We start from the raw sequence: 21,208 nt of genomic DNA, 5'->3' as shown, positions 1-21,208 counted from the left end.
CAGCGTTCATCCTGAGCCAGGATCAAACTCTCCGATAAAGATCTAGCTCAAAAAGAATCAACAGGTCATGCTTCACTCTTTAGTTTTCAAGGAACACATCGAAATTCTTTTTCAGCCGCGTTTTGCGGCGACAAAATAGATAATAACACCTTAAATAAATTTCGTCAACACTTTTTTTAAAAAATGTTTTTGCGGCATAACCTCGGGATGACACTCAACAAAATCATCAGGGGATTGGGCCTCCCTGACCGCCCGACAAATATGCGGGAAGGCCAGAGAAGCATCCCCGGCCCTATCTTTACCGATCTCGCCTCAAGCCTCTTTTAGATCTTTGGAGACGGCAACAGCCTCCGGCTTACTGGATGGCAACCGGAACACAAACAGCAGCGCGAGAACCGCGATGCCGACCAAAATGAGGAAAATGTGATGCAGACCATAAACGAGCGCTTCCCGCATCGTTTTCATCACGCTCGACGGAATTTGCCCGATGTTGTGCGGATCGAGCAAGCGGTTGAGATCTGACACATTGATATTCTTCACCTCGGCGTGCCCCATCATGAACACCTTCATGTAATGGTTAAAAAGCGTCCCAAAGACCGCCACACCGATCGTTTGTCCGAGCGAACGCAAAAACGTGTTGGAAGCCGTGGCAGCTCCGCGCAGGTTCCACCCGACGGAAGACTGGACAATAACCGTGTATACCGTCATCGAGAAGCCGAAGCCGAAACCGATTATAAGCATGATCACGCTTAAAACCCAATCCGGCGTCGTCTGGCTGATAAAAGCCAGAGACACATTTCCTGCCAAAATGAGAATCAGCCCCAGCACCGCCGTTTTGCGCGGACCGACTTTGAGCATCAGCCTGCCTCCGAGAGTGGCACCAATCGGCCAGCCAATCGACATCGGCAGCAGCGTTAACCCCGAACCGGTTGCTCCGCGCCCGTGTACCCCTTGAACCCAGAGGGGCAAATAAACATTGAGCGCAATCAGAATGCCGCTCGACAAGAGAGCAGCCAAATTGGAAACGAGGATGGACGGAATTTTGAACAATTCCAGCGGCAGCATCGGCTCTTCAGCCTTGAACTCCACCCAGATGAAGATCAGCAAAAACAGGATTCCAACCAAAAACAGGCCGATGATGATTGCCGATCCCCAAGAATAGACCGTTCCTCCCGTTGACAGGGCAAACAGGATCGAGGCGACGGCGATGGAAAAAGTGAGAACACCTAAATAATCGATTTTTCTTTCGCGGGAATCTCCTTCTTCCCGCAAAAAGATCCAGAGCATGATCACAGAAACAAGACCAAACGGCAAATTGATATAAAAAATCCACCGCCATGATACGTAATCAACCAGAAACCCGCCGACAAGGGGGCCGACCAGTCCGGATAATCCCCAGATCGAACTAAACCACCCCTGAACTTTGGCCCGCTGTTCATAAGGGAAGATATCGCCGATAATCGTAAAGGTTGTCGGCATGATTCCTCCGGCGCCCAACCCTTGCAATGCGCGGAACCAGATCAGCTGATGCATCGACGAAGACAATCCGGATAACATCGAACCCAATAAAAATAAAGCGGCCCCAACCGTGAAGACGACTTTTCTTCCATAGAGATCAGCCAGTTTGCCGAAAATGGGCGTCGTCACAGTTGAGGTGAGAAGATATGCGGCAAATACCCAACTGATGAATTGCAATCCCCCCAGTTCACTGGCAATCCGGGGCATTGCCGTACTGACGATCGTGACCTCAATTGCCGCCAAAAACGTCGCGATCAACATCGCGATGGTCACTTGTTTACGATTCGTTTGCATGAATCAACCTCCACAACTGGGCAAAAATTTAATTGCTCCATTTTATCATAGCATGCTTCCTTTTCCCCAAAAATCATAAAACAAACCTTTTTATTTATTATGTTGCAAAATCGGACATCTTCTTGATCCCGCCCGCACATCCCTTTGATTGCGCAAAAAATGCGTTCGTGTTACAATCTTTCTGACATTGAAAGCGCTTTTTAAGGAGGGGCCGTATGCTACTTTCCGGCAAGCTGAATAAAATTCGCACCTTTGCCCTTGGCCTGATTTTTGCCGGCGTGGGAGTCATGTATCTGGGATTCCTGGCCAAAGACCTGATCGCCCTCTTCCTGGCGATTGGCATGATCTTCGTTCTGGCCAGCGTTGGCATTTATTTTTGGATCGGAATCATCTCCACTCAATCCGCACACATCATCTGCCCCGCTTGCGGGAAACAGACAAAGGTGTTGGGAAAAAAGGATGAATGCATGCATTGCAGAGCCATTTTATCGTTTGACCCCGCAGATGCTCCCAAGCAAACCGAAACACCACCAATGTAGCGAGGCCCTTCACTGACAAAGGGCTTCGCTTCGTTATGCCGGCCCGTTACTTCTCTTCCGAGTCAATTTCCGCTATAATAGTACCAATTCTTTGAAAACGGGACAGGCTGTCGCCAAACTTGAGAAGCAATCTTGGAAAACCGGCAGGGATCCATGACAGGGGTGAAGCAAAAGGTTCTACAGATCCTTTGCCCCAAAGGAACCGGGGCACCGGAACCCGACAGACTTCTGTTTTTCGGACTTGGCAAAACAATTTGTTTCTTGAAACATGATGCACCGAAAGGAGGAACAGGCAATTGAAACCACATAATCTTCTTGAAATGGTCTCACAAACGGTCAGCCGATTTCCGGACAAAACGGCGCTGCTGTGGACGGAAGACAGCCAGCCGCGCTCGATGACTTACCAAAAACTGTGGGCCACCGTTCGCGATTTCGCTTTTGGCCTGGAACGGCTGGGAATAAAGGCAGGAAGCAAAGTGGCCATCATCTCGGAAAACCATCCCCGCTTTCTCATCAGCGATCTTGCCATTTTAAGTTTGGGTGCCGTTTCCGTTCCCATCCATCCGTTGCAACCGGCCGCCGACATCAAAAAAATCCTGCTCCATTCCGAAGCCGAGGCTGTCCTAGTCGGAACTCCTCCAATGCTGGATCAGCTTGATCCGCCTTCAGAAATCCGTCACACCATTCTGTTGACCGGAAAAGCGGAAGGAAAACGCGGAGCCCTTCGCTTTGAAACAGTCATCCAGTTGGGGCAAACGGTTGCCCTCGAGGAGCTGGATTGGGTTTACCCCGCGATTCAGCCCCCTGAGCTAGCCGCTATTGTCTATCAGCAAGGCGTCCATGGAAAACCGAAAGGAGCGATGCTCTCCCATGCCAACATTCTCAGCCACCTGGAAAGCATCTCTCATGTCATCCCGATGGTATCGGATGACATTGTCCTTTCCGCTTTGCCCGCCTCCTCCAGCCTGACCCGGCTGGCCGGACAGATGGCCCCGCTCCGATGCGGTGCAACGATTGCATACACGGATCAAACAGATGATCTGCTCAGCCCCATGATCCAATACCGGCCAACCATTTTCATCGGAAGTGCGAAACAGGTGGAACGTCTGTACAATCTGGTGCACAGCGAAATCGAACGTTCCCAATTCAGGGCATTTCTTTTTCGGACGGCACGCCGCCTCACGCAAACCTACTACGATCATGCCCGTAAGGGTTTCAACTGGCCCATACCCGGTACAGCCAGATGGACGCACACCCTGGCCCATACCCTGGTCTTCTCCAAATGGGTGCACCGGTTCGGCGGAAGATTGCGATTTCTGATCAGCGATCAACTTTCCTTGTCGGATGAGGCACGGGGCTTTTTTGAAACACTGGGTTTGCCGGTTATTACAACGCACAATACCGCCGCTTGCACTTCCATCATATTGGCAAGCCGTCTTACTGATCCGGCAGACGGCAGCAGAAATACCCTGCCCGGGATCGAATACCGTTTCCTCTCGGACGGCGAATTGCTGGTGAAAAGCGCCAGCGTAATGATGGGCTACTACAACCGACCGGAGAAAACCCAACAGACGATTGTGAACGGATGGCTTCACACGAGGGAATTCGCTGAAGCCGTTTCGGACGGACAGATCAAAATGACCGGGCTCAGAAAAAATTGTGTCACCTTGTCCGACGGAACTCTGGTAGACACCGATGATTGCGAAGATGCGCTCAACGCAAGCCCTTTGATCGAGAGAGCCGTTTTGCTCGGAAACGCCCGTCCGTACATAACCGCGTTGATCACACCTGATCCCGCTGCCTGCGCCGGAAAGAGCCCGGCAGAATTGGAAGAGCTGATAAAAGAGGAAATCGACCGCCGGTTAGAAGGTTTTTCATTGATAGAAAAGCCAAAGCGGTTTGCCCTCCTGCACCGCTCTTTTTCCCAAAGCCGCGGGGAATTGACTTCTACCCAGAGGCTGCGGCTGCCAAAAATCGAGGAAAACTATGCGGAAATCATCGAAGCCATGTATAGCGAAAGCACAGCTTCCCGATCGGCTGCCGCAACCGAAAGCAAAGACCCTGCCACACCTTAAGCAGGGCCTTTTCATTGCTTCTCTTTTTTTTGACATTCAGGACAAACTCCGTACACTTCCATGCGATGTGTTTCAACCTGATATCCTGTCGCCTTTGCTGCTTCCTGCTCCATTTTGAAGAGCGGCGGATGATCAAAATCGGTGATCTTTCCACACTTCCGGCAAATCACATGATAATGATCGTCCATATTGGCATCAAAGCGGCTGGAGGCGTCACCATAGGTCAATTCCCTGACCAATCCCGCATCTTTGAACACACGCAAATTATTGTATACGGTTGCCACGCTCATATTGGGAAAATTTCCTTCCAGCGCCTTATAAATCTCATCAGCCGTCGGATGACCCATTGAAGAGTAGAGATAGGTTAAAATGGCATGACGCTGCGGGGTCATACGAACTCCAATCCCTTTGAGCATCTCGACTGCTTCTGCCAGGCGGTTGGTCATTGTTCTCCACCTCGCTGAATCCGCCCTGTGAAAGAACGATTCTCACTTAATAATCTATATAATTAGTCTACGCCCCCCTTTGCCCTTTTGTCAATGAAAGAGGTCATTTTCCTGTATCGATCCTTTTTTATTTTGTCCGGATTAAAAAATAACAAACACCAAAAGAGGCGAAAACATTCATATCCAAATCCATAAAGCAGGGTCTTGGCGCTTCTCTTTGCCCCGGTCGTAACGGTCGATGCGGAGAAGCACCAATCCCCTTTTGCTTTCGTCTGTCGACAGCTTCAACTTCTTTCGTCTGATCTTTCCAACTTTTGCAATTAGAGTTAAAGAGATACTTTCAATTGTTTTTTAGAATCCAGATTAAATAATCAATCTCCGTTCTCAAAGAATGACCGGCAATTCCTTTAAACCGCGCATCAGGAAACTGGGGCGCCATTCCAACTGTTCAAGGGAGGTGCCCGGCTTTATATCGGGGAAGCGGTTAAGCAGCGACGAAATGGCAATCTGCGCCTCCAAACGGGCTAAAGGTGCTCCCAGACAGTAATGGATCCCATAGCCAAAACCGATGTGCGGATTATGTTTACGGGTGATATCCAGTTGATCCGGATTGACAAATTGCTCCGGATCCCGATTGGCCGATGCCAGAGCAACCAGCACCATATCCCCTTTTTTAATGGTCTCTCCATGCCAGTTCACATCTTCTATCGCAAAGCGGTTGGTCGTAAACTCAACCGGGCTGTAGTAACGCAGAAACTCTTCCACCGCCGTTTGAATCAGTTCCGGATTTTGCTGCAAAAGGGCCATCTGATCAGGATTTTCAAGCAGGGCCAGCACTCCGTTTCCGATCAGGTTGACCGTTGTTTCATGCCCGGCGACAATCAGCAGAAAAATCATGGCATAAAGTTCTTTCTCAGAAAGTTTATCTCCTTCTGCTTCTGCATGAACAAGACTGGAGATCAGATCATCGGTTGAATTTTGCCGGCGTTTTTCCACCAATTCCTGCAAATAAGCGACAAAAGCTTTGATTTTGGGACCAGCCTTCCTCATCCGGTCCGGATGATTATTGGCATCAATGATCGCGTTGGACCAATCGCGAAATTTCATCCTGTCTTCAGTGGGAATTCCCAGCATTTCGCTGATTACGATGATGGGCAGGGGAAAGGCAAACTCACTCATTAAATCGATTGGTTTTCCTTTTTCCATTTTCTCCAACAGCCCGTCGGCGATATTTTGGATATTCTCATGCATCCCCTGGATCATCTTGGGCGTAAACGCTTTGGATACCAGACTTCTGAGTCGGGTATGATCGGGCGGATCCATCGCCAGCATGGTTTCCATTAAGTACTCTGATTCCTCAAGCACGATCAATTTTTTAAACCGCTCTTCCCCGAGCGCGGTTCGCCCTCTTTTGATAAAGCGGCTGTCCTTTAAAGCCGAAAGCGCATCCTCGTAGCGAGTAATCAGCCAGGCATCGAGCCCGTTCGGCATTTTCACTTTGTAAACGGGCGCTTTTTCCCGCAATTCAGTATAAAACGCATAGGAGTGTTTCTTATAATCCGGAGCAAACAGATCAAACTGAAGTTTCATTGAGGCCCCCATCCTTTTTGGAGAAAATAAATTACTCTATTATATTCCCCTTTTTTAATTCATTAATCAATGAATTGTTTTTTAAAAAACCGGGCAGTCCAAAATGGTCTCCCCTTTTTTATTTGGTCCAGGTTGCAAGGGTATGGCGAACCCATTCGCACAGGAATTCTTCTTTCCTTTTGCGACTGCGGCTTTTTTCCGGAAAGTAAATATTTTGTGCCAGATAAAAGATAATGGCACCGACAAACTGATTCACCATCATCGACGGATCAAATTGATGAAAGTGTCTCTCATCGATCTTTGCTTCGATCAGGGCGCAGATCTCCCGCCAGACCTCACAAAGCTGATGGATGCTCCTCTGCAACAGCGCAGGGTCGAGCAGCGAACGTTCTTTCAGATAGATGATGAGCAATTCCCGGTCGCGAACGGCATATTTCATCAAAAGGCTGCCAATTTGAAAAAGAACGTCTTTAAGCTCGTCAATCTCCGCAATCTTTTGCAATTCTTGCTTGATCCGGCCGATTTTCCGGTCGATCTCTTCTTCAAAAATCGCATGCAAAATTTGCAATTTCCCCCCGGGAAAATAGTGATACAGAAGCCCGTCCGCCATTCCGATGCTTTCATTGATCGCTTTCGTTGTTGTACCGTGATAGCCCCGCTCGGCAAATAACTTTTTCGCCATCTCCAACAGCTGCTTGCGCCGCTCGATCGCCTGGATTTCCCGGGTTTTTTTCCTCGTTTCCCGCAATTTATTACCACCTCTTCATTTTGCCTTCAGTGAAAGATTCAGTTGGACAATTTAGGCATCACCACCCGGTGTGGCTCATATATATCTAACAAACCAAAGGAAAGAGAGTGAGGTTTATGGCAAAAGGATTCGCCAGGATCATAGGAGTTTTGCTCACCCTCATCGGGGTGATCGGCTTCTTTTTACCAACTCAAGGCACCATTTATAATCTCCTGCATTTAACCTTGGCTCATAACCTGTTTCATCTGATTAGCGGCATTATCTTTTTGGCCGTAAGCGCCCAAGAGAAGTGGAGCCTGCTGACTGCACGGGTCTTCGGCGTTTTGTACGGCATCATCGCGATTCTCGGCCTTTTCGACGGCCTTGTTGAAAATACTGCCACGATTGAAGTCGTTCATATCCTGGTCGCCCTTGCCGCTTTATACTTCGGATTCAGAGATTGGGCCAGGGAAGTCAAAGTGAAAAAGGAAAAACAAACCGAATCAAAAGGTTCATAATTTGACCCTTAATTCCCCACCCTTCTTTCCCGGTGGGGCTTTTGTGCATGACGCGGATCAGCCGCGAATCATGCAAAAAGGCGGTGTTTTAGTTAAAAGGCGACTTTTGACTGATCAAAAATCGCCTTCTTCGCGTTCTCCTTTTACCGCCCCGCCGGCTCGTATTTCCCCTTCTCCTTTTTCACTTTTTTCCCGTACCAACAGTAAGGCAGGAGGTCGCAGATCTGGCATTTGGGATTTCTCGCGGCGCAAACGCGGCGGCCGTGCCAGATGATCCGATGATGGGTGTCGCTCCATTCGGCCCGGGGAACCCGTTTCATCAGTTGGCGCTCCGTCTCAAGCGGGTTGTCGCTATCCGCAAGGGCCAAGCGGTTGGCCACCCTCTGTACATGCGTATCCACCGCCAGCGCCGGAACACCAAAGGCATTGCTCAATACGACATTGGCCGTTTTGCGGCCGACTCCGGGCAATGCTTCCAGCTGCTTGCGGTCTTGCGGCACCTCCCCTCCGTACTTCTCCACCAAAATGCGACATGTTTGCAAAATGCTCCTGCTTTTATTGCGATACAATCCCAGACCGCGAATGTGCTCCGCCAGATCTTCCTCGGTCAAATCAAGAAAATCTTCCGGCCGGGGGAACTTTTCAAACAATCCTTTCGTCACTTTGTTCACCTGGCGGTCGGTTGATTGCGCCGACAGAATCGTGGCGATCAAGAGTTCAAAAGGATTTCGGTAGTTCAGTTCACAATGGGCATCCGGATACATTTCGGCGAGGGTTTCCAAGATTTTTCGCGTCGGTACGCGTTTCGGCTTCTGCACTTCCATTTTCTCCCCTCCCTACAAAACGCGTTTAGCCGCTTCAATAATCAATTCGTCGCTGCGCGCGTCAAAAGGCGTGCGGTAAAATGTGCCAAAGCGATGAAGAATTTTAAATCCGCACAGGTTTAAAAGATGGTTGATTTCGGACGGGTAAACATAACGGAGCCGGAACAGCGTGCGGATTCGCTCAATCATTAAACCTGAAGGATCAAATCGTTCCATGTAACGAATCACATTGGCAATTTGGGCAAAATGGTCATATTCGATAAAATCATGAAGCTCTACGGTTTCACCTGTTCCCGGCACCGGAAACGTACCGCGAAAAGTATAACGTCCATCCGTTTCATAAAGAGCTTTAATTTTGGGAACGAAGATATTGAAAGCAAACAATCCCTCGTCCGCCAAATGGACGCGCACCCGTTTCAGCGTTTCCACCTGGTCGCGAACCGTCAACAGATGCAAAAACGAACGGTACGGAATAATGATCAGGGGAAAACAGCGTCCCAATTGAAAGCGGGACATATCCCCTTCGATCCATTCCACCATCCCGGCGAGTTCCATTTCCTCCGCTTTTCGTTTCGCTTTTGCCAGCATGGCCGAAGAAAGGTCAAGCCCGACTACCTTGATTCCGGCGCGGGCGATCGCCAGGGTAATCCGTCCTGTCCCGCATCCGAGCTCCAAGACCGGACCTCCCGTTTGCTGTGCCAATTCTACATAATAGGTGAGATCGTGATCAAGCCCCGTGGATGTCCAATCGTAATAATCGGGCCAATCGTAAGCATTCACCATTTTTCACCACATCCTTTATCGATTGGCGAAAAACGGGCCCTGTGGCAGGAACCCGTCAACGGAGATGTTCTTTGATATATTGCAAAACTTCCTTTACATGCCCCATCGCTTTCACTTTTCGATAAACCTTGACAATCTGTCCTTCCCCATTGATCACAAAGGTCGAGCGTTCGATGCCTTTAAACTTTTTGCCGAACATATTCTTGTCTTTAAGCACACCATAGGCTTCACACACCTTGCCGTCGGGATCACTCAGAAGCAGGAAAGGGAGATTCTGCTTTTCCACAAATTTTTGATGGGAAGCAACGGAATCCCGGCTGACTCCCAAAATCACCGTATTCAGATCTGCAAATTCCTGATGGTGATCACGAAAACCGCACGCTTCCACGGTACAACCCGGTGTGTTGTCTTTGGGATAGAAGTACAAAACAACATTTTTCCCCCGATAATCGGAAAGCGACACTTTTTCTCCGTTGGATGCCTCCAGTGTAAACCCGATCGCTTGCTCTCCTTCTTGCGGCATGATTACACCTCCATCATTTACTTCACAGGTTATTCACATTCTACCATTTCTCAAAGGCGAAATTAAGCGCTGCAAATGGATGTTGAATGGGAAGCGGACAGATCCATGACAGACAGGCATCCACGCAGTCCCGGGAGGGGAGCGGAGACGTCACTGAGCAACCGGCAACACCCTTACGTGAAAAAAACGAACGGGGCCTGTCATCGGCCCCGGCTGGAAATATATGCAATCGCTATCGTCAGATAAGAGATTTCAGAAAGACGTTCAAACTGCGGATCGAGCAGATTGCCTTGATCCCCCAAATCGGCACCACCGTCAGCAGGATAAAAAGTTCAGCGATCAATTTCATCCGACTCAATCCCTTCTTAAGAAATGCAATTTATACTCCAATCATAAGAAGGGCATATAAGAGAAATATGAGAATCGGATTAATCTTTGATTAGAAACGGGGCAACGTAATGATGACCGCAGTCCCTTTCCCAAGTTGGCTCTTAATGTCCAGCTCTCCGCCCATTTTTTTAACCAGTTCCAGCGCGATGGAAAGTCCCAGCCCGCTGCCGGTGTTTTTGCGCTGTCGTTTGGCCCGGTAAAAACGGTCAAAGATAAAGGGGAGATCAGCCGCAGAAATTCCCTGCCCCGTATCCCGCACCACGATTCGGATGCGCTTCGGGGTTCCCCGCAATTTGACCGTGATGCGGCCGCCTTCTTCCGTATATTTGCCCGCGTTGTCCAAAAGGATATCCAGCAGTTCCTCCAAATCCGCCTGATAGCTTCTGCACTCAAGTTCCTCATCCCGGGCATCATAAACAATCTCCAGCTCACGGTGAACTTGCTGCCAGCGCTTCACCCGTTCGGCAATAACCGAAGTGATGTTGAAAGTTTCCGGTTCCTGAACCGGCTCCTCCATTTCCAGACGGGCCAACTTGAGCAAGCGCTCAGTCATTTTTTCAATCCGGGTCAGCTCCTCATCCATGGTGGAAAGAGCTTCCTCCGCCACATCCGGCTTTTTCATTCCCCAACGGCGCAATAAATTCAAATAGCCCCGCACCACGGCGATCGGTGTGCGCAACTCGTGGGAGACATCGCTGACAAAGCGATTTTGCTTTTTTATCAAATCATAGATCCGATCGAGCAGTGAGTTAAACACTCTCGACAGCAGCGCAATTTCATCCCCGGTGTTCGGCACCTTCAGCCGGTGAGTCGGCCTGGCCGGATCAAATTCCTGTACCGCCTTTGTAATCATCTTCACCGGGCGAAACGCGATCGTGCTCATCACATATCCGCCGATCACCACAAACACGAGGAGCACGGATGAAGCAATGACCAATGCGGTGATCATCGAGCTGATATACTTGCCACTGGAAGAATAATCGGAATATAACTCCATCCGCCCTTTTCCCCGGTCGAGCGGCATTGTCAGCACCAGCACTTCCCGGTCGGTATATTTTTCGATCTTCTCCTTTTTGTTGGGATAGGACATCGGCAGAAAGACTGTTTCGGAAATTCCCTTGTTAACGGAAGCGATCACCCGTTTGTTCCGAATCAGCCTAACTGCTTGTCCTTCTTCGATCATCGAGGGGAGCCATGCGGAGTAAGGAAGTGAGGAAAACGCCTCCTGATCGTAAACTTTCTGAATCGAGATCAGCTTATCCCGAAGCACCGATTCTTCCGTTCCAATCAACCAGTTCTTTAAAAGAACGTAGACAAAGATATGAAACAGGATCAAAATCCCAATCAGTCCGATCGTCGATAAAACAACCAGTCTCCAGCGTATCGGCATCTTAATGTTCCCGAACCACATAACCCACTCCCCGCACGGTTTCAATGAAATATTCCAGACCGATGGATTCCAGTTTCGCGCGCAAATAACGGATATAGACGTCCACGACATTGGTGTCCCCCGCATAATCGTAGCCCCATACCTTGGTCAGAATCATCTCCCTTGTCAGGACATGATTTTTGTTTTGCATCAGGTAGGAGAGCAAATCAAATTCGCGGGCGGTCAATTTGATTTCCTTTCCGTACGCTTCGGCCTTTCTCTCATCGAGATAGAGGGTAATCGGGGTCACCCCGATCACGTTCGCCTCCTCTTCCCATGAATGCCGCCGTTCAATCGCCCGGAGGCGGGCCAAAAGTTCTTCAATCGCAAACGGTTTTGTCAGATAGTCATCCGCGCCGGCATCCAACCCGCTGACACGGTCGGGAACGGCATCTTTGGCCGTCAACATGATGATCGGAACCTGGTTGTCGGAACGAATTCGGCGACAGATCTCGATTCCGCTGAGGTCAGGCAGCATAATGTCCAGTATCACCAATTGCCAGTCTTCTTCTTTCATCATTCTCAGCGCAGATCTGCCGTCATGGGCAACCTTGACCTCATATCCTTCATGTCTTAACTCCAACTCCAGAAACCGGGCAATGCTCTTTTCATCTTCAACAATCAAAATTTTCTTTTTCATCCCTACCACCCAAACCTCTGCTTTTTCCGGGCTTTTTTTATTCTCTCATTTCCAGAAAAAACTTCCAAGTGTTAAAAAAACAGGCCAATTCACAGCCCGTTTGACCCAAGTTTTTTCATTCCCGGATTACACATGAATGATTCCTGCGGGAGGGACCGTCATCCTTCGGACTTTTGGCTCCGGCCGGCGGCGGAATTGGCGGACCCGGTTGAGTGGGAATTGGCGGCTGCGTCTCCGGCGGATTCGGTACTTCCGTTTTTTCTTCCTGCCCTCCCGGTTTCTGTGGCTGCCGGGGTGATACCAGTTGCTCCCGTTGATTGACAATATTCAGTGTGGAACCGATATTCATCGAGCCCGCATCCGCAACCGTATTCACCTGAAGCGAACGAATTTCCACATGAATCAATGCCCGTCACCTCATCCCGTGGAATCCACAATATCCGGATCGAGATACACATTCCGCTCAAAATCGAGGTTCCGGCTGAAATCCCCAATCGGTGAAGATCCACCAAGCGATTTGGTAAAGCTTTCCGCGCCGATGTTGATAGTATTTCCGAAATTGACGGAAGCAGCACTGGATATGCTGTTGATTTTGATATTAAAAATATTGTTGATCGTCCCCATGGATGTCCCTCCCTCGGTCAGTGTTACTCCCGGTCATCCATCTTCAGTTTCATCGCATGGTTCTGAGAAGGTTCCTTATGAATGGGAAACCGAATTTCCAAAATCCCTTTGCGGTAACGCGCGCTGGTATATCGCCTGGCAACAGGAACACCCAATGGAATGGTTTTCTGAAATTCTCCTTTTTTACGCTCGGAAAGCGATACATGAAACCCTTCATAAGGGTTTGGGATTTGTCCTTTTATCCAAAGCGTTTCCCCTTCCACTCTCATTTCCAGGGTATGGATATTTTCCATCCCGGGCAAATTGATCACCACAATCACTTCATTCGGCCCATGAAACACATCGACGGCCGGTTCGTCTTTTTCGGCCGCATGCATGATTTCCTTAAAAAAATCTTCCCCCAGAAACTGCCGGGCCAAATGATGCCACCGCGCAAATTGGGTATTCCCGCTCACCAGAAAAACCTCCTTTACAGGCCGAATCACAATACGGATGCCCATATTTTATTCGCTTGGGCTTTGTCCTGTCACAATTCTGGCATCAATTCTTACCTCATCCCCATATATTTTAAAAGAGATTGCCCATTTCATCCCGACGGAAAATGCATAACCTTTCGGCACAGCCGAGTGATGCAGGCTTAAGCATGCTCCGGAAAGGAGCGGACACAACCGGCGGAATATGGAATGGTTGGAATGAACAGACAACGACATTCCTGTGACGCATTTTCGCAAAAAACATGAAGCACTGGAAAAGGGATTCAGCTTGCTTAATTCATTTTTATTAATGAAGAAAACCAATAGTGCACATAAAGGAGTGAAATCGCTTGTACGGATATGATCCTTTCTCTTATCTTTGGCAACGGCTGGAGCAGATGGAGCAGGACCTCAATCAGTTGAAGCAGCAAAATGAAGAACTGCAAAAGCTGGTCGAGAAAATCAAGCCGCTTCAGGTGGAAAAAATCGAATACAAGATTCACGAGCTGCATGTGCAAACGCTGAGCGGAACCTTAAACGTCGGTTTAACCGCCACCGGAGACGATTCCGCCGTGGGAGACATTATCGAGCAGGTGGTGGAAGAACACCGCAAAAATCTGGTGAATGAAGAAGAGGGAGGGCAGGATGAGAACCCCGGAGCCGACAATCCGCAGCAACATTTTTCCTCCCCGTAAAAAAGACCGCGCGATTGTTGGAATAAACAACCCGCGCGGTCAGTTGTTCAGTTGCCTGCTCCCCGATAGTGGCGAATGCCCCGGTTCCAGCACATCAGACCAAACCCGAGATAAAGGATGCCAACGAGCGGGGTGAGGAAGGCATACCATTTCCAATGGTCATGATCCAGAAGGTAACTTGCCGGGTAAAAGCCGACAAAAGCAAACGGAAGAACCCAGGTGAGCGCAAACTGAATCACCCGATGGTAGATATTTACGGGATAGCGGCCATAATTCCCGATATTGTAAATAATCGGCTGGATATCAGATTTGGAATCCGAATAGAGACTGATGCTGGTCAAGGCTATATAGATTCCTCCGTAAATCATCACACTGCCCAACGTGAACAGGAAAAGAAGGAGAATATCAATCAAATCCCAACTGAGATCCAGTTTCCAAGCGGCATACCCCATCACGACAAGTCCGGTTAACCCGCCGACAAGGGATTCCGGAGTCATCGTCTCCATGATCACCTGGACCAAGCTGTAGACCGGCCTGGTCAACACCCTGTCCAGTTCTCCTTTGATCACATAGCGGTCATTAAAATCCCAGAGATTGAAAAATGCAGAAAAAACCGCCCACGGAATGAGAAAATAGCCATAAATAAAAATCACTTCGTAGCGATTCCAGCCGCCGAGGCTTGATGTATGCTGGAAGACCACCAGGATAAAGATGAGATTGATGCCCTGATAAAAAAAGTTCATGATGAACTGGGTCACAAAATCCCAGCGATACGCCATTCTCGTCTTGATATATTGCTTGAAATACTCGATGAACAAATGGAGATGAAACATATTAACCACCTTGTACAATCAGCGTTTTTCTAGCTTTTAACCAGATCAGCTGAATGGGAATCCAGAGCAGCACGCACCAAACAGCTTGGATCAATATGGCATGGACAAAGTCGGAGCCGGCCAATCCTTTGACCAATACCGTGCTCGGCAAATAACTGATCGCCTGAAACGGAAGAAACTCCAGTACTTTTTGCATCCAGTCGGGATAAAAGACGATGGGGATCGTAAGCCCCGACAGCAGATCGACGATCACTCGCTTCGCCCAGATCAATCCTTGGTTGTTTAAAATGAAAAAGGCGAGCACGCCTGTCAGCAGGTTCACTTCCACGTTGACGATAAACCCGAGCAGCAGACTTAAGGCAAATTTGGCCCATACCGGCGAGACTCCCGGCAGATCGATCGGAAAAATGAACGATACCACGATCATTCCGGGAACACTGAATAAAAACAGGCGGAACAATCCTTCTCCCAGCCCCTGAAACGCTTTGACCAACAGATAGTGATAGGGGCGTATCAACTGAACGGCAACGGTTCCGTCACGAATCTCCTGCGCGATCTCCCGATCGAGATTGTTGAAATAAAACGCCCGCGACATCCAGGAAACGGCGATGTATGTGGCCATTTGCATCACAGTCATCCCCTGCAGCGTTCCCTTGTTGCCATAGATGGCCATCCACAAAAAATAATAAACGCCGATGTTCAAACTGTAGATGATAATGCCGCTGTAGTAATTCACGCGGTACGCCAGCATCATGAGAAAACGGATGCGAATCACTTCAAGATACACCTTATACAATCGTCATCCCCTCCTGATAAATTTGGCGCACAATCTCTTCGGTCGATGCCTCTTCAATCCGCATTTCCTGAACGGGCACATACTGAACCACACGGGAAAGCACTTCCGATACCGCCAATTCACCGTGATGAATATGGGCAATATATTGCCTTTGCCCCGTCTGTTCCCATTTTACCGGAAGCCCTTCCGTTCTCTGCTCCAGTTCATTCAACTGGACGTTCTTCGCAAAATCCAGGTGAATCTTGCGTCCGCCACCCCAGTTGAGCCGAAGTTTGGTCAGGCTTCCGTCATAGATGATGCGCCCTTTGTCCAGCATCACAACGCGTGAACACAGGGCCTCGATATCTGAAATGTCGTGCGTGGTCAGCAAAATCGTCGTTCCCAACTCTTTGTTGATCTCTTTCAGGAAGCGGCGAATATTTTCTTTTACCAGCACGTCCAGCCCGATCGTCGGTTCATCCAGAAACAGCAGCGGCGGCTGATGAATCAGTGCGGCAGCCAGTTCACAGCGCATCCGCTGGCCCAGGCTCAATTTGCGAACCGGCTGGTCAAGCAGATCACCGATTTCCAAAACTTCCACCATCCGTCCGAGATGGCGTTTATACTGCTCATCCGGCAACCGGTAGACTTTTTGCAGCAGGCGAAACGACTCCTGCACCGCGATATCCCACCAGAGCTGGCTGCGCTGCCCGAAAACGACGCCGATCGTTCGCACAAATTTTTCCCGTTCGCGATGAGGATCGTAGCCGTTCACTTTCAACTCTCCGGCCGTCGGTTCCAAAATCCCCGTCAACATCTTGATTGTCGTCGATTTCCCGGCGCCGTTTTCCCCGATATAACCGACGATTTCTCCCTGGTCAATTGTCAAATCAATCGCATCAACGGCCCGGATCACCCGGTACTGCCGGTTCAACAAATCGCGAAAGGCCCCCGCTAATCCCGGGCGGCTCTGATATACCTTAAACTCTTTGGTTAACCCATGAGCTTCAATCGATCGCACTTTCTTTCCACTCTCCCTTTTGCGAGATCGTCATAAGCGCAACCCAGAGATGAAAGTCAAGCCAGGCCGGCCGGGCTTCCCCGCATTCCGACCTGCTATACACTTTCAAAGAAAAAAAGGCATTCCCTGTTGCAGGAATACCTGGGTCACCATTCTATTTTAATCCTATCGATCGGTAAAGTGAACTGCATCTCCATGGAAAAAATTCCGTTCTGCTCCAACATTCACAGCGGAGCAATCTGTACACCGGCAGCCATCAGTTGCTCACGGATGGTCTTCGCAAACCGGAGTGCATGTTCGCCATCTCCGTGAATGCAAATCGTATCCGCCCGAATCTCCAGGTCTGTGCCTCCAAGCGTTCTCACTTTTCCTTCGCGCACCATCCGCAGCACATGCGAAACCGCTGCGGACGTGTCCTCGATTAACGCCCCCGGTTCCGTTCTCGGGGTGAGGCTCCCATCCTCCTGATAAGTCCGATCGGCAAACACTTCGCTGGCCGTTCTCAGTCCTACCTCTTCTCCCGCCTTGATCAACTCGCTGCCGGCCAGGCCATACAGGATCAATTCCCTGTCCACCCGATACACAGCCCGGGCAATCGCCTGTGCCAGATCTGGGCGGGCGGCCGCCATATTATAAAGAGCGCCATGCGGTTTGACATGCCTCAATTTCCCTCCTTCCGCCGTAACAAAGGCGGACAGGGCGCCGATCTGGTAAACAACCATATCATAAGCTTCCTGGGAGGAAATCGCCATCTGGCGGCGGCCAAAGCCAAGCAGATCGGGCAAACCGGGATGGGCTCCAATCGACACCCGATGTTCCAGTGCGAGTTGCACCGTTTTCCGCATTACAGCAGGATCACCGGCATGAAAGCCGCAGGCGATGTTGGCCGACGTGACAATCGGCAGAATCGCTTCATCCATTCCGATCCGGTAAGATCCGAAACTTTCACCCAGGTCACAATTCAAATCGATGCGAGTCATCCGTTTCCCTCCCGTTTTTTCACAGCAGTGCCAGCCTTTTTTTCAACAGGGCCAATTTTTTTTCCTGTTTGCGATACTGCCTTTGCGCCTCATTGACCGAAACTTCGGCAAACCGTACTTTTTCACCCGGCTTCATCTGGGCGAGCACCGGCAGATCCGCAGTGATGACCTCGGCGATTTTGGGATAACCGCCGGTTGTCTGGCAATCCGCCATCAAAATAATCGGTTGCCCGTCGGCCGGTACCTGCACGGTTCCCGGCGTCACCGCTTCAGATAAAAGCTCGCGCGGATGACACAGAGAAATCTCCGGGCCGGTCAGCCTGTATCCCATCCGATCCGACTGCGCGGAAATTTGAAACGCCTCCGTAAAAAAATTCTCCTTTCCTCTCTCCGAAAACCATGAAAATTGTCCCCCACGGGTGACACGAACAGTCGGATTGGCGCGGTAGGGCGGGAGAAAACCGGGGCCGACATACCATTCCCCTTCGGCATATGCCCGGTTCCCTGCTCTCCGGGCAAGTTGGCTCAGGCGCCGAAGTGCTGATTTACTCATGGTCCCAATAGCGAGCCGGTCTCCTATCTCCAGCGCCCTGCCGCAAAATCCGCCGATTCCTGCACGCGTATAGGTAGCTTTACTCCCCAAGACGGGCTGCACGGCAAATCCCCCCGCCACTGCCAGGTAGGCCCGGCAGCCCTTGACAGAACCGGCAAAAGAGAGAACGGCTCCTTTTCTGACATAGACCGGGCGCCAGTTTTTCACCGGTTGCCCGTTGATGCGGGGCTGAAGATCAGCTCCACAGATGGCGATCAAGAGATTCGCTTCCATCTCCAGCGTCGGGCCGGTCATGGTCATTTCCAGAGCGGCTTCTCCTTCTTCATTTCCAACCAGCAGATTGGCCGTTCGCAGAGCAAACGGGTCCATCGCCCCGCTGACGGGGATGCCGGCTTGGCGCCAACCCGTTCTTCCCAAATCCTGCAACGTCGTAAACAGTCCGGCCTTTTTAACGCTGATATGCATGATTTCCGTCAGCCTCCCAACGTTCATACTCCGCGCGGGAAATCGGCCGGAAGCGGACGATATCCCCCATCTCCAACAAACCGGGCGGGTTTCGGTCCACACGGAAGAGAGAGAGCGGTGTCCGCCCGATCAGTTGCCACCCTCCGGGCGAATCGAGGGAATAGATTCCGGTTTGCTTTCCGGCAATCCCGACCGAGCCCGCCGGAACTTTTACCCGCGGCGACGGCTTTCGCGGTGCGGCAATCCGCTCGGACATTCCGCCGAGATAGGGAAAGCCCGGAGCAAATCCGATCATGTAAACCAGGTATTCCCCTGAAGCATGAATCCGGATCACTTCCTCGGGTGACAGTTTGTTGTATTCAGCCACAAAGGGTAAGTCGGGGCCGAATTCACCGCCATAGCAAACGGGGATCTCCACGACCTTCGGTTGCAGCTCTTCCCCTGTACCGATGTCTTCGGCCAGGGATTGCAGTCGCCGGCTCATTTCCGTAAACGAGAGAGAAAGGGGATCATAAAATACTGTCAGCGTGGTAAAAGCAGGCACATATCCCGTCATTCCCCGGAAGGGATTTTTCTTAAGCGCGGCAGCCAATGCCTTTACCCGGAAATGTGTCTCTTGATCCATTTTCTGCCCCAATTCGGCCACAATGGCAGAATCGCCCATCGGCCGCAAAACCAGCTGATTTTCATTCATCTCAGCCTTCCCTCCCTTTTGCAGCACAATACCGGAATTTTGGCAAAAATACAAGGAAATCCCCCATCATCCGGGGGGATTACCCTTTTTTTACAAATAAGGTTCAATCATTTGCGCAAGCTTCGCTTCCAAGGCGCGCGGACCACGTTCCACCTCTTTTTTCGTAACCGTAAACCGGAGAATCCGCTCATCCAGATTGAGCGCTTCCTCCATGGAACTCATCAGATCAACCGCTTTGCGATCCAACGATAAAATGATGTCGACTTCGTGCACGTGCGGATAAAAGACAAGGCTGACTTCATCAAACGCCTCCCTGTATTCCCCGCTTTCGGGTATCATTTTGTATTCCTGAATAAAGGGATGGCGGGAATAGAATTTATCAAAAGCGTAATCGACACTCGTCAGGCGGAAACCGATTCCCTCCATCCCGTGTAAAACGGCATCGATCAGCGGATGCGGCAAAATCTCAACCCCATCAGTATCATTTGGGTCGATCGCCATTTTAATATCGAGCCCGGTCTTCAGATAGATGGGCGAACCACCTGTGGAAACCGGCGCATCAAGCGGCATTTCAAATTGAAACGGAAGAACTTTCGATTCATGAGGACCGATTTCAAACTCCTCTGTCAAACGAAATTCGCTGACGACATACTCTTTATGGGTCCCTTCATGGTGGTACTGAACGATGAGATAGAGGTAGATCTCATCAATCATCTGAGGAGCCTGTCCCCCCTGGATAAAAACTTCACCGCGAATCATTTCCCCCTGGCGGTATGTAGCTTTCTCCAGTCGCGTATCCACTTTGGCTGCTCCTACCCCTAAACTGGCTAATGCTTTTCCAAAAACCGACATTGTTCCCCTGCACTCCCCTGATTTGATTCTCTGCTTCGTTCTGCAGCCCCTTGAGGGACCATCCATTGCTTTTGCTGACGGAGGGATTTCCGGGTCTTTCCCTTGCATGAAAATCCGAACAGGCTTTTCCCCCAAACCCCTCCGCCCGGTTCCGGGATCCGGCTTGCAATAACCTGATCCCTACGGTTTCTGATTCAATAATTCGTCAATCTTTTGCAGCGGATCTTCCTGCACCTTTTGACTGTTGATCGTCAGGGTCCCATCGGGATCGCTGAACTTCCAGGAAAAGGCGCTGTTCAAAATCCGTTCGGACCGGATCATCTCCACATCCATCTCCACTCCGGTCTCCGAAACGTTGAAAATGATATTCATATTATCCACATACCCGTGATAGCGTCCAGTCGGGCGAAATTGAAACATCTGAAAAAACGGAAACGGTTTTTGATCCGGATCATACTCATTATGAATGTGATAAAGAATAAAACCGGCATCTTCCATCTGTTTTAAAAGTTTTTGGACAAGCGGGGCCGGAAAAACCTCAATTCTGTCCAAGTCCGTAGGATCAATTGCCATTTTGATATCCAATCCGGTCTTGAGGTAAAGCGGAAAACTGCCGGTCGACATCGGAGTTTCCATCGGCAATCGGATTTGAAACGGAATCCGTTTGTGTTCACCCACTTGCAAGGTAAACGATTGAGACAGCCGATATTTCTCCATGGCATGAGCTATTTTTTTGTGATTTCGGTTTACCGTAACCACCAGGTAAAGATAGATATCTTCAACCTCTTGCGGGCTGTTGCCTCCCCGGACAAACACTTCCCCTTTCACCGTCTCTCCCGGGTAAAACCGGCTTCCCTCAAGCCGGGTATCAACCGTGGCGCCACCAATCCCCAAACTTGCAAGCGATTTGTAAAAAATCATGGATGAACACCACTCCTTGCCGGTTC

24 protein-coding genes are annotated in these 21,208 nt (G+C 50.0%); 4 read left to right on the top strand and 20 right to left on the bottom strand.

Features of this window, described 5'->3' with window-relative positions; genetic code table 11:
* Positions 1 to 312 precede the first annotated feature (312 nt).
* Positions 313 to 1,812 carry an MDR family MFS transporter gene (locus I8U17_RS11320; RefSeq protein WP_033101314.1) on the bottom strand — a complete coding sequence of 500 codons (1,500 nt, stop codon included), beginning with the start codon at positions 1,810 to 1,812 and terminating at the stop codon, positions 313 to 315.
* 215 nt (positions 1,813 to 2,027) lie between these two features.
* Here I8U17_RS11320 and I8U17_RS11315 point away from each other — a divergent pair, with 215 nt between their 5' ends.
* Positions 2,028 to 2,351 carry a DUF2614 family zinc ribbon-containing protein gene (locus tag I8U17_RS11315; protein WP_198059409.1) on the top strand — a complete coding sequence of 108 codons (324 nt, stop codon included), beginning with the start codon at positions 2,028 to 2,030 and terminating at the stop codon, positions 2,349 to 2,351.
* A gap of 296 nt (positions 2,352 to 2,647) precedes the next feature.
* Positions 2,648 to 4,426 (top strand): AMP-dependent synthetase/ligase, encoded by a 1,779-nt coding sequence (locus I8U17_RS11310; RefSeq protein ID WP_198059408.1) that lies wholly within the window; start codon positions 2,648 to 2,650, stop codon positions 4,424 to 4,426.
* A gap of 11 nt (positions 4,427 to 4,437) precedes the next feature.
* Here the strand turns inward: I8U17_RS11310 and perR are convergent, their stop codons facing one another.
* The 3 genes from perR to I8U17_RS11295 form a co-directional block, all read right to left on the bottom strand.
* Positions 4,438 to 4,872: a peroxide-responsive transcriptional repressor PerR gene (gene perR, locus I8U17_RS11305; protein WP_033101316.1), complete on the bottom strand. Its 435-nt coding sequence runs from the start codon at positions 4,870 to 4,872 to the stop codon at positions 4,438 to 4,440.
* 384 nt (positions 4,873 to 5,256) lie between these two features.
* Positions 5,257 to 6,462: a cytochrome P450 family protein gene (locus I8U17_RS11300; RefSeq protein WP_033101317.1), complete on the bottom strand. Its 1,206-nt coding sequence runs from the start codon at positions 6,460 to 6,462 to the stop codon at positions 5,257 to 5,259.
* A 118-nt stretch (positions 6,463 to 6,580) separates the two neighbouring features.
* Complete coding sequence (locus tag I8U17_RS11295) at positions 6,581 to 7,210, bottom strand: TetR/AcrR family transcriptional regulator (RefSeq protein ID WP_198056409.1); 630 nt, start codon at positions 7,208 to 7,210, stop codon at positions 6,581 to 6,583.
* A gap of 116 nt (positions 7,211 to 7,326) precedes the next feature.
* Between I8U17_RS11295 and I8U17_RS11290 the strand changes: the two genes are divergently transcribed.
* Positions 7,327 to 7,707, top strand: coding sequence for a DUF4383 domain-containing protein (locus I8U17_RS11290; protein WP_052154258.1), 381 nt, complete (start codon positions 7,327 to 7,329; stop codon positions 7,705 to 7,707).
* A 143-nt stretch (positions 7,708 to 7,850) separates the two neighbouring features.
* Here the strand turns inward: I8U17_RS11290 and nth are convergent, their stop codons facing one another.
* The 8 genes from nth to I8U17_RS18345 form a co-directional block, all read right to left on the bottom strand.
* The gene (nth, locus tag I8U17_RS11285; RefSeq protein ID WP_033101319.1) at positions 7,851 to 8,531 is read right to left on the bottom strand and encodes an endonuclease III; all 681 of its coding nucleotides are present in this window, start codon (positions 8,529 to 8,531) and stop codon (positions 7,851 to 7,853) included.
* A 12-nt stretch (positions 8,532 to 8,543) separates the two neighbouring features.
* Positions 8,544 to 9,314 (bottom strand): class I SAM-dependent methyltransferase, encoded by a 771-nt coding sequence (locus I8U17_RS11280; protein WP_033101320.1) that lies wholly within the window; start codon positions 9,312 to 9,314, stop codon positions 8,544 to 8,546.
* Between the two features lie 55 nt (positions 9,315 to 9,369).
* A complete protein-coding gene (gene bcp, locus I8U17_RS11275) occupies positions 9,370 to 9,837 on the bottom strand; it encodes a thioredoxin-dependent thiol peroxidase (RefSeq protein WP_033101321.1) in 468 nt (155 codons plus the stop codon).
* A gap of 439 nt (positions 9,838 to 10,276) precedes the next feature.
* Positions 10,277 to 11,617 (bottom strand): sensor histidine kinase, encoded by a 1,341-nt coding sequence (locus I8U17_RS11270; protein ID WP_198059407.1) that lies wholly within the window; start codon positions 11,615 to 11,617, stop codon positions 10,277 to 10,279.
* 1 nt (position 11,618) lies between these two features.
* A complete protein-coding gene (locus I8U17_RS11265; protein ID WP_033101323.1) occupies positions 11,619 to 12,296 on the bottom strand; it encodes a response regulator transcription factor in 678 nt (225 codons plus the stop codon).
* 115 nt (positions 12,297 to 12,411) lie between these two features.
* The gene (locus tag I8U17_RS11260; protein ID WP_033101324.1) at positions 12,412 to 12,702 is read right to left on the bottom strand and encodes a hypothetical protein; all 291 of its coding nucleotides are present in this window, start codon (positions 12,700 to 12,702) and stop codon (positions 12,412 to 12,414) included.
* Positions 12,703 to 12,713: 11 nt separating this feature from the next.
* Positions 12,714 to 12,920 (bottom strand): spore germination protein, encoded by a 207-nt coding sequence (locus I8U17_RS11255; protein ID WP_033101325.1) that lies wholly within the window; start codon positions 12,918 to 12,920, stop codon positions 12,714 to 12,716.
* 23 nt (positions 12,921 to 12,943) lie between these two features.
* Positions 12,944 to 13,375 carry an Hsp20/alpha crystallin family protein gene (locus tag I8U17_RS18345; RefSeq protein WP_198056412.1) on the bottom strand — a complete coding sequence of 144 codons (432 nt, stop codon included), beginning with the start codon at positions 13,373 to 13,375 and terminating at the stop codon, positions 12,944 to 12,946.
* Between the two features lie 368 nt (positions 13,376 to 13,743).
* Between I8U17_RS18345 and gerPC the strand changes: the two genes are divergently transcribed.
* Positions 13,744 to 14,088 carry a spore germination protein GerPC gene (gerPC, locus tag I8U17_RS11245; protein ID WP_198056413.1) on the top strand — a complete coding sequence of 115 codons (345 nt, stop codon included), beginning with the start codon at positions 13,744 to 13,746 and terminating at the stop codon, positions 14,086 to 14,088.
* Positions 14,089 to 14,135: 47 nt separating this feature from the next.
* Here the strand turns inward: gerPC and I8U17_RS11240 are convergent, their stop codons facing one another.
* The 8 genes from I8U17_RS11240 to I8U17_RS11205 all read right to left on the bottom strand — a co-directional run bounded on the left by I8U17_RS11240 (position 14,136) and on the right by I8U17_RS11205 (position 21,182).
* Positions 14,136 to 14,921, bottom strand: coding sequence for an ABC transporter permease (locus tag I8U17_RS11240; RefSeq protein ID WP_033101327.1), 786 nt, complete (start codon positions 14,919 to 14,921; stop codon positions 14,136 to 14,138).
* Between the two features lies 1 nt (position 14,922).
* On the bottom strand, positions 14,923 to 15,675 hold the full coding sequence (locus tag I8U17_RS11235) for an ABC transporter permease (protein ID WP_052154275.1): 753 nt from the start codon (positions 15,673 to 15,675) through the stop codon (positions 14,923 to 14,925).
* Between the two features lie 34 nt (positions 15,676 to 15,709).
* A complete protein-coding gene (locus I8U17_RS11230) occupies positions 15,710 to 16,717 on the bottom strand; it encodes an ABC transporter ATP-binding protein (RefSeq protein ID WP_033101328.1) in 1,008 nt (335 codons plus the stop codon).
* Positions 16,718 to 16,941: 224 nt separating this feature from the next.
* Complete coding sequence (locus I8U17_RS11225; protein WP_033101329.1) at positions 16,942 to 17,697, bottom strand: LamB/YcsF family protein; 756 nt, start codon at positions 17,695 to 17,697, stop codon at positions 16,942 to 16,944.
* 19 nt (positions 17,698 to 17,716) lie between these two features.
* Positions 17,717 to 18,715, bottom strand: coding sequence for a 5-oxoprolinase subunit C family protein (locus I8U17_RS11220; protein ID WP_033101330.1), 999 nt, complete (start codon positions 18,713 to 18,715; stop codon positions 17,717 to 17,719).
* The gene (pxpB, locus tag I8U17_RS11215; RefSeq protein ID WP_198059406.1) at positions 18,699 to 19,409 is read right to left on the bottom strand and encodes a 5-oxoprolinase subunit PxpB; all 711 of its coding nucleotides are present in this window, start codon (positions 19,407 to 19,409) and stop codon (positions 18,699 to 18,701) included. The genes I8U17_RS11220 and pxpB overlap by 17 nt, the downstream gene beginning before the upstream one ends.
* Before the next feature lie 90 nt (positions 19,410 to 19,499).
* Positions 19,500 to 20,261 (bottom strand): sporulation protein, encoded by a 762-nt coding sequence (locus I8U17_RS11210; protein ID WP_033101369.1) that lies wholly within the window; start codon positions 20,259 to 20,261, stop codon positions 19,500 to 19,502.
* Positions 20,262 to 20,441: 180 nt separating this feature from the next.
* The gene (locus I8U17_RS11205; protein WP_198056415.1) at positions 20,442 to 21,182 is read right to left on the bottom strand and encodes a sporulation protein; all 741 of its coding nucleotides are present in this window, start codon (positions 21,180 to 21,182) and stop codon (positions 20,442 to 20,444) included.
* Positions 21,183 to 21,208 lie beyond the last annotated feature (26 nt).

Source organism: Thermoactinomyces sp. CICC 10521, from assembly GCF_016055135.1.
In the GTDB taxonomy this organism is placed as follows: Bacteria; Bacillota; Bacilli; order Thermoactinomycetales; family Thermoactinomycetaceae; genus Thermoactinomyces_A; species Thermoactinomyces_A daqus.
This window is presented reverse-complemented; position numbering and strand designations above follow the sequence as displayed.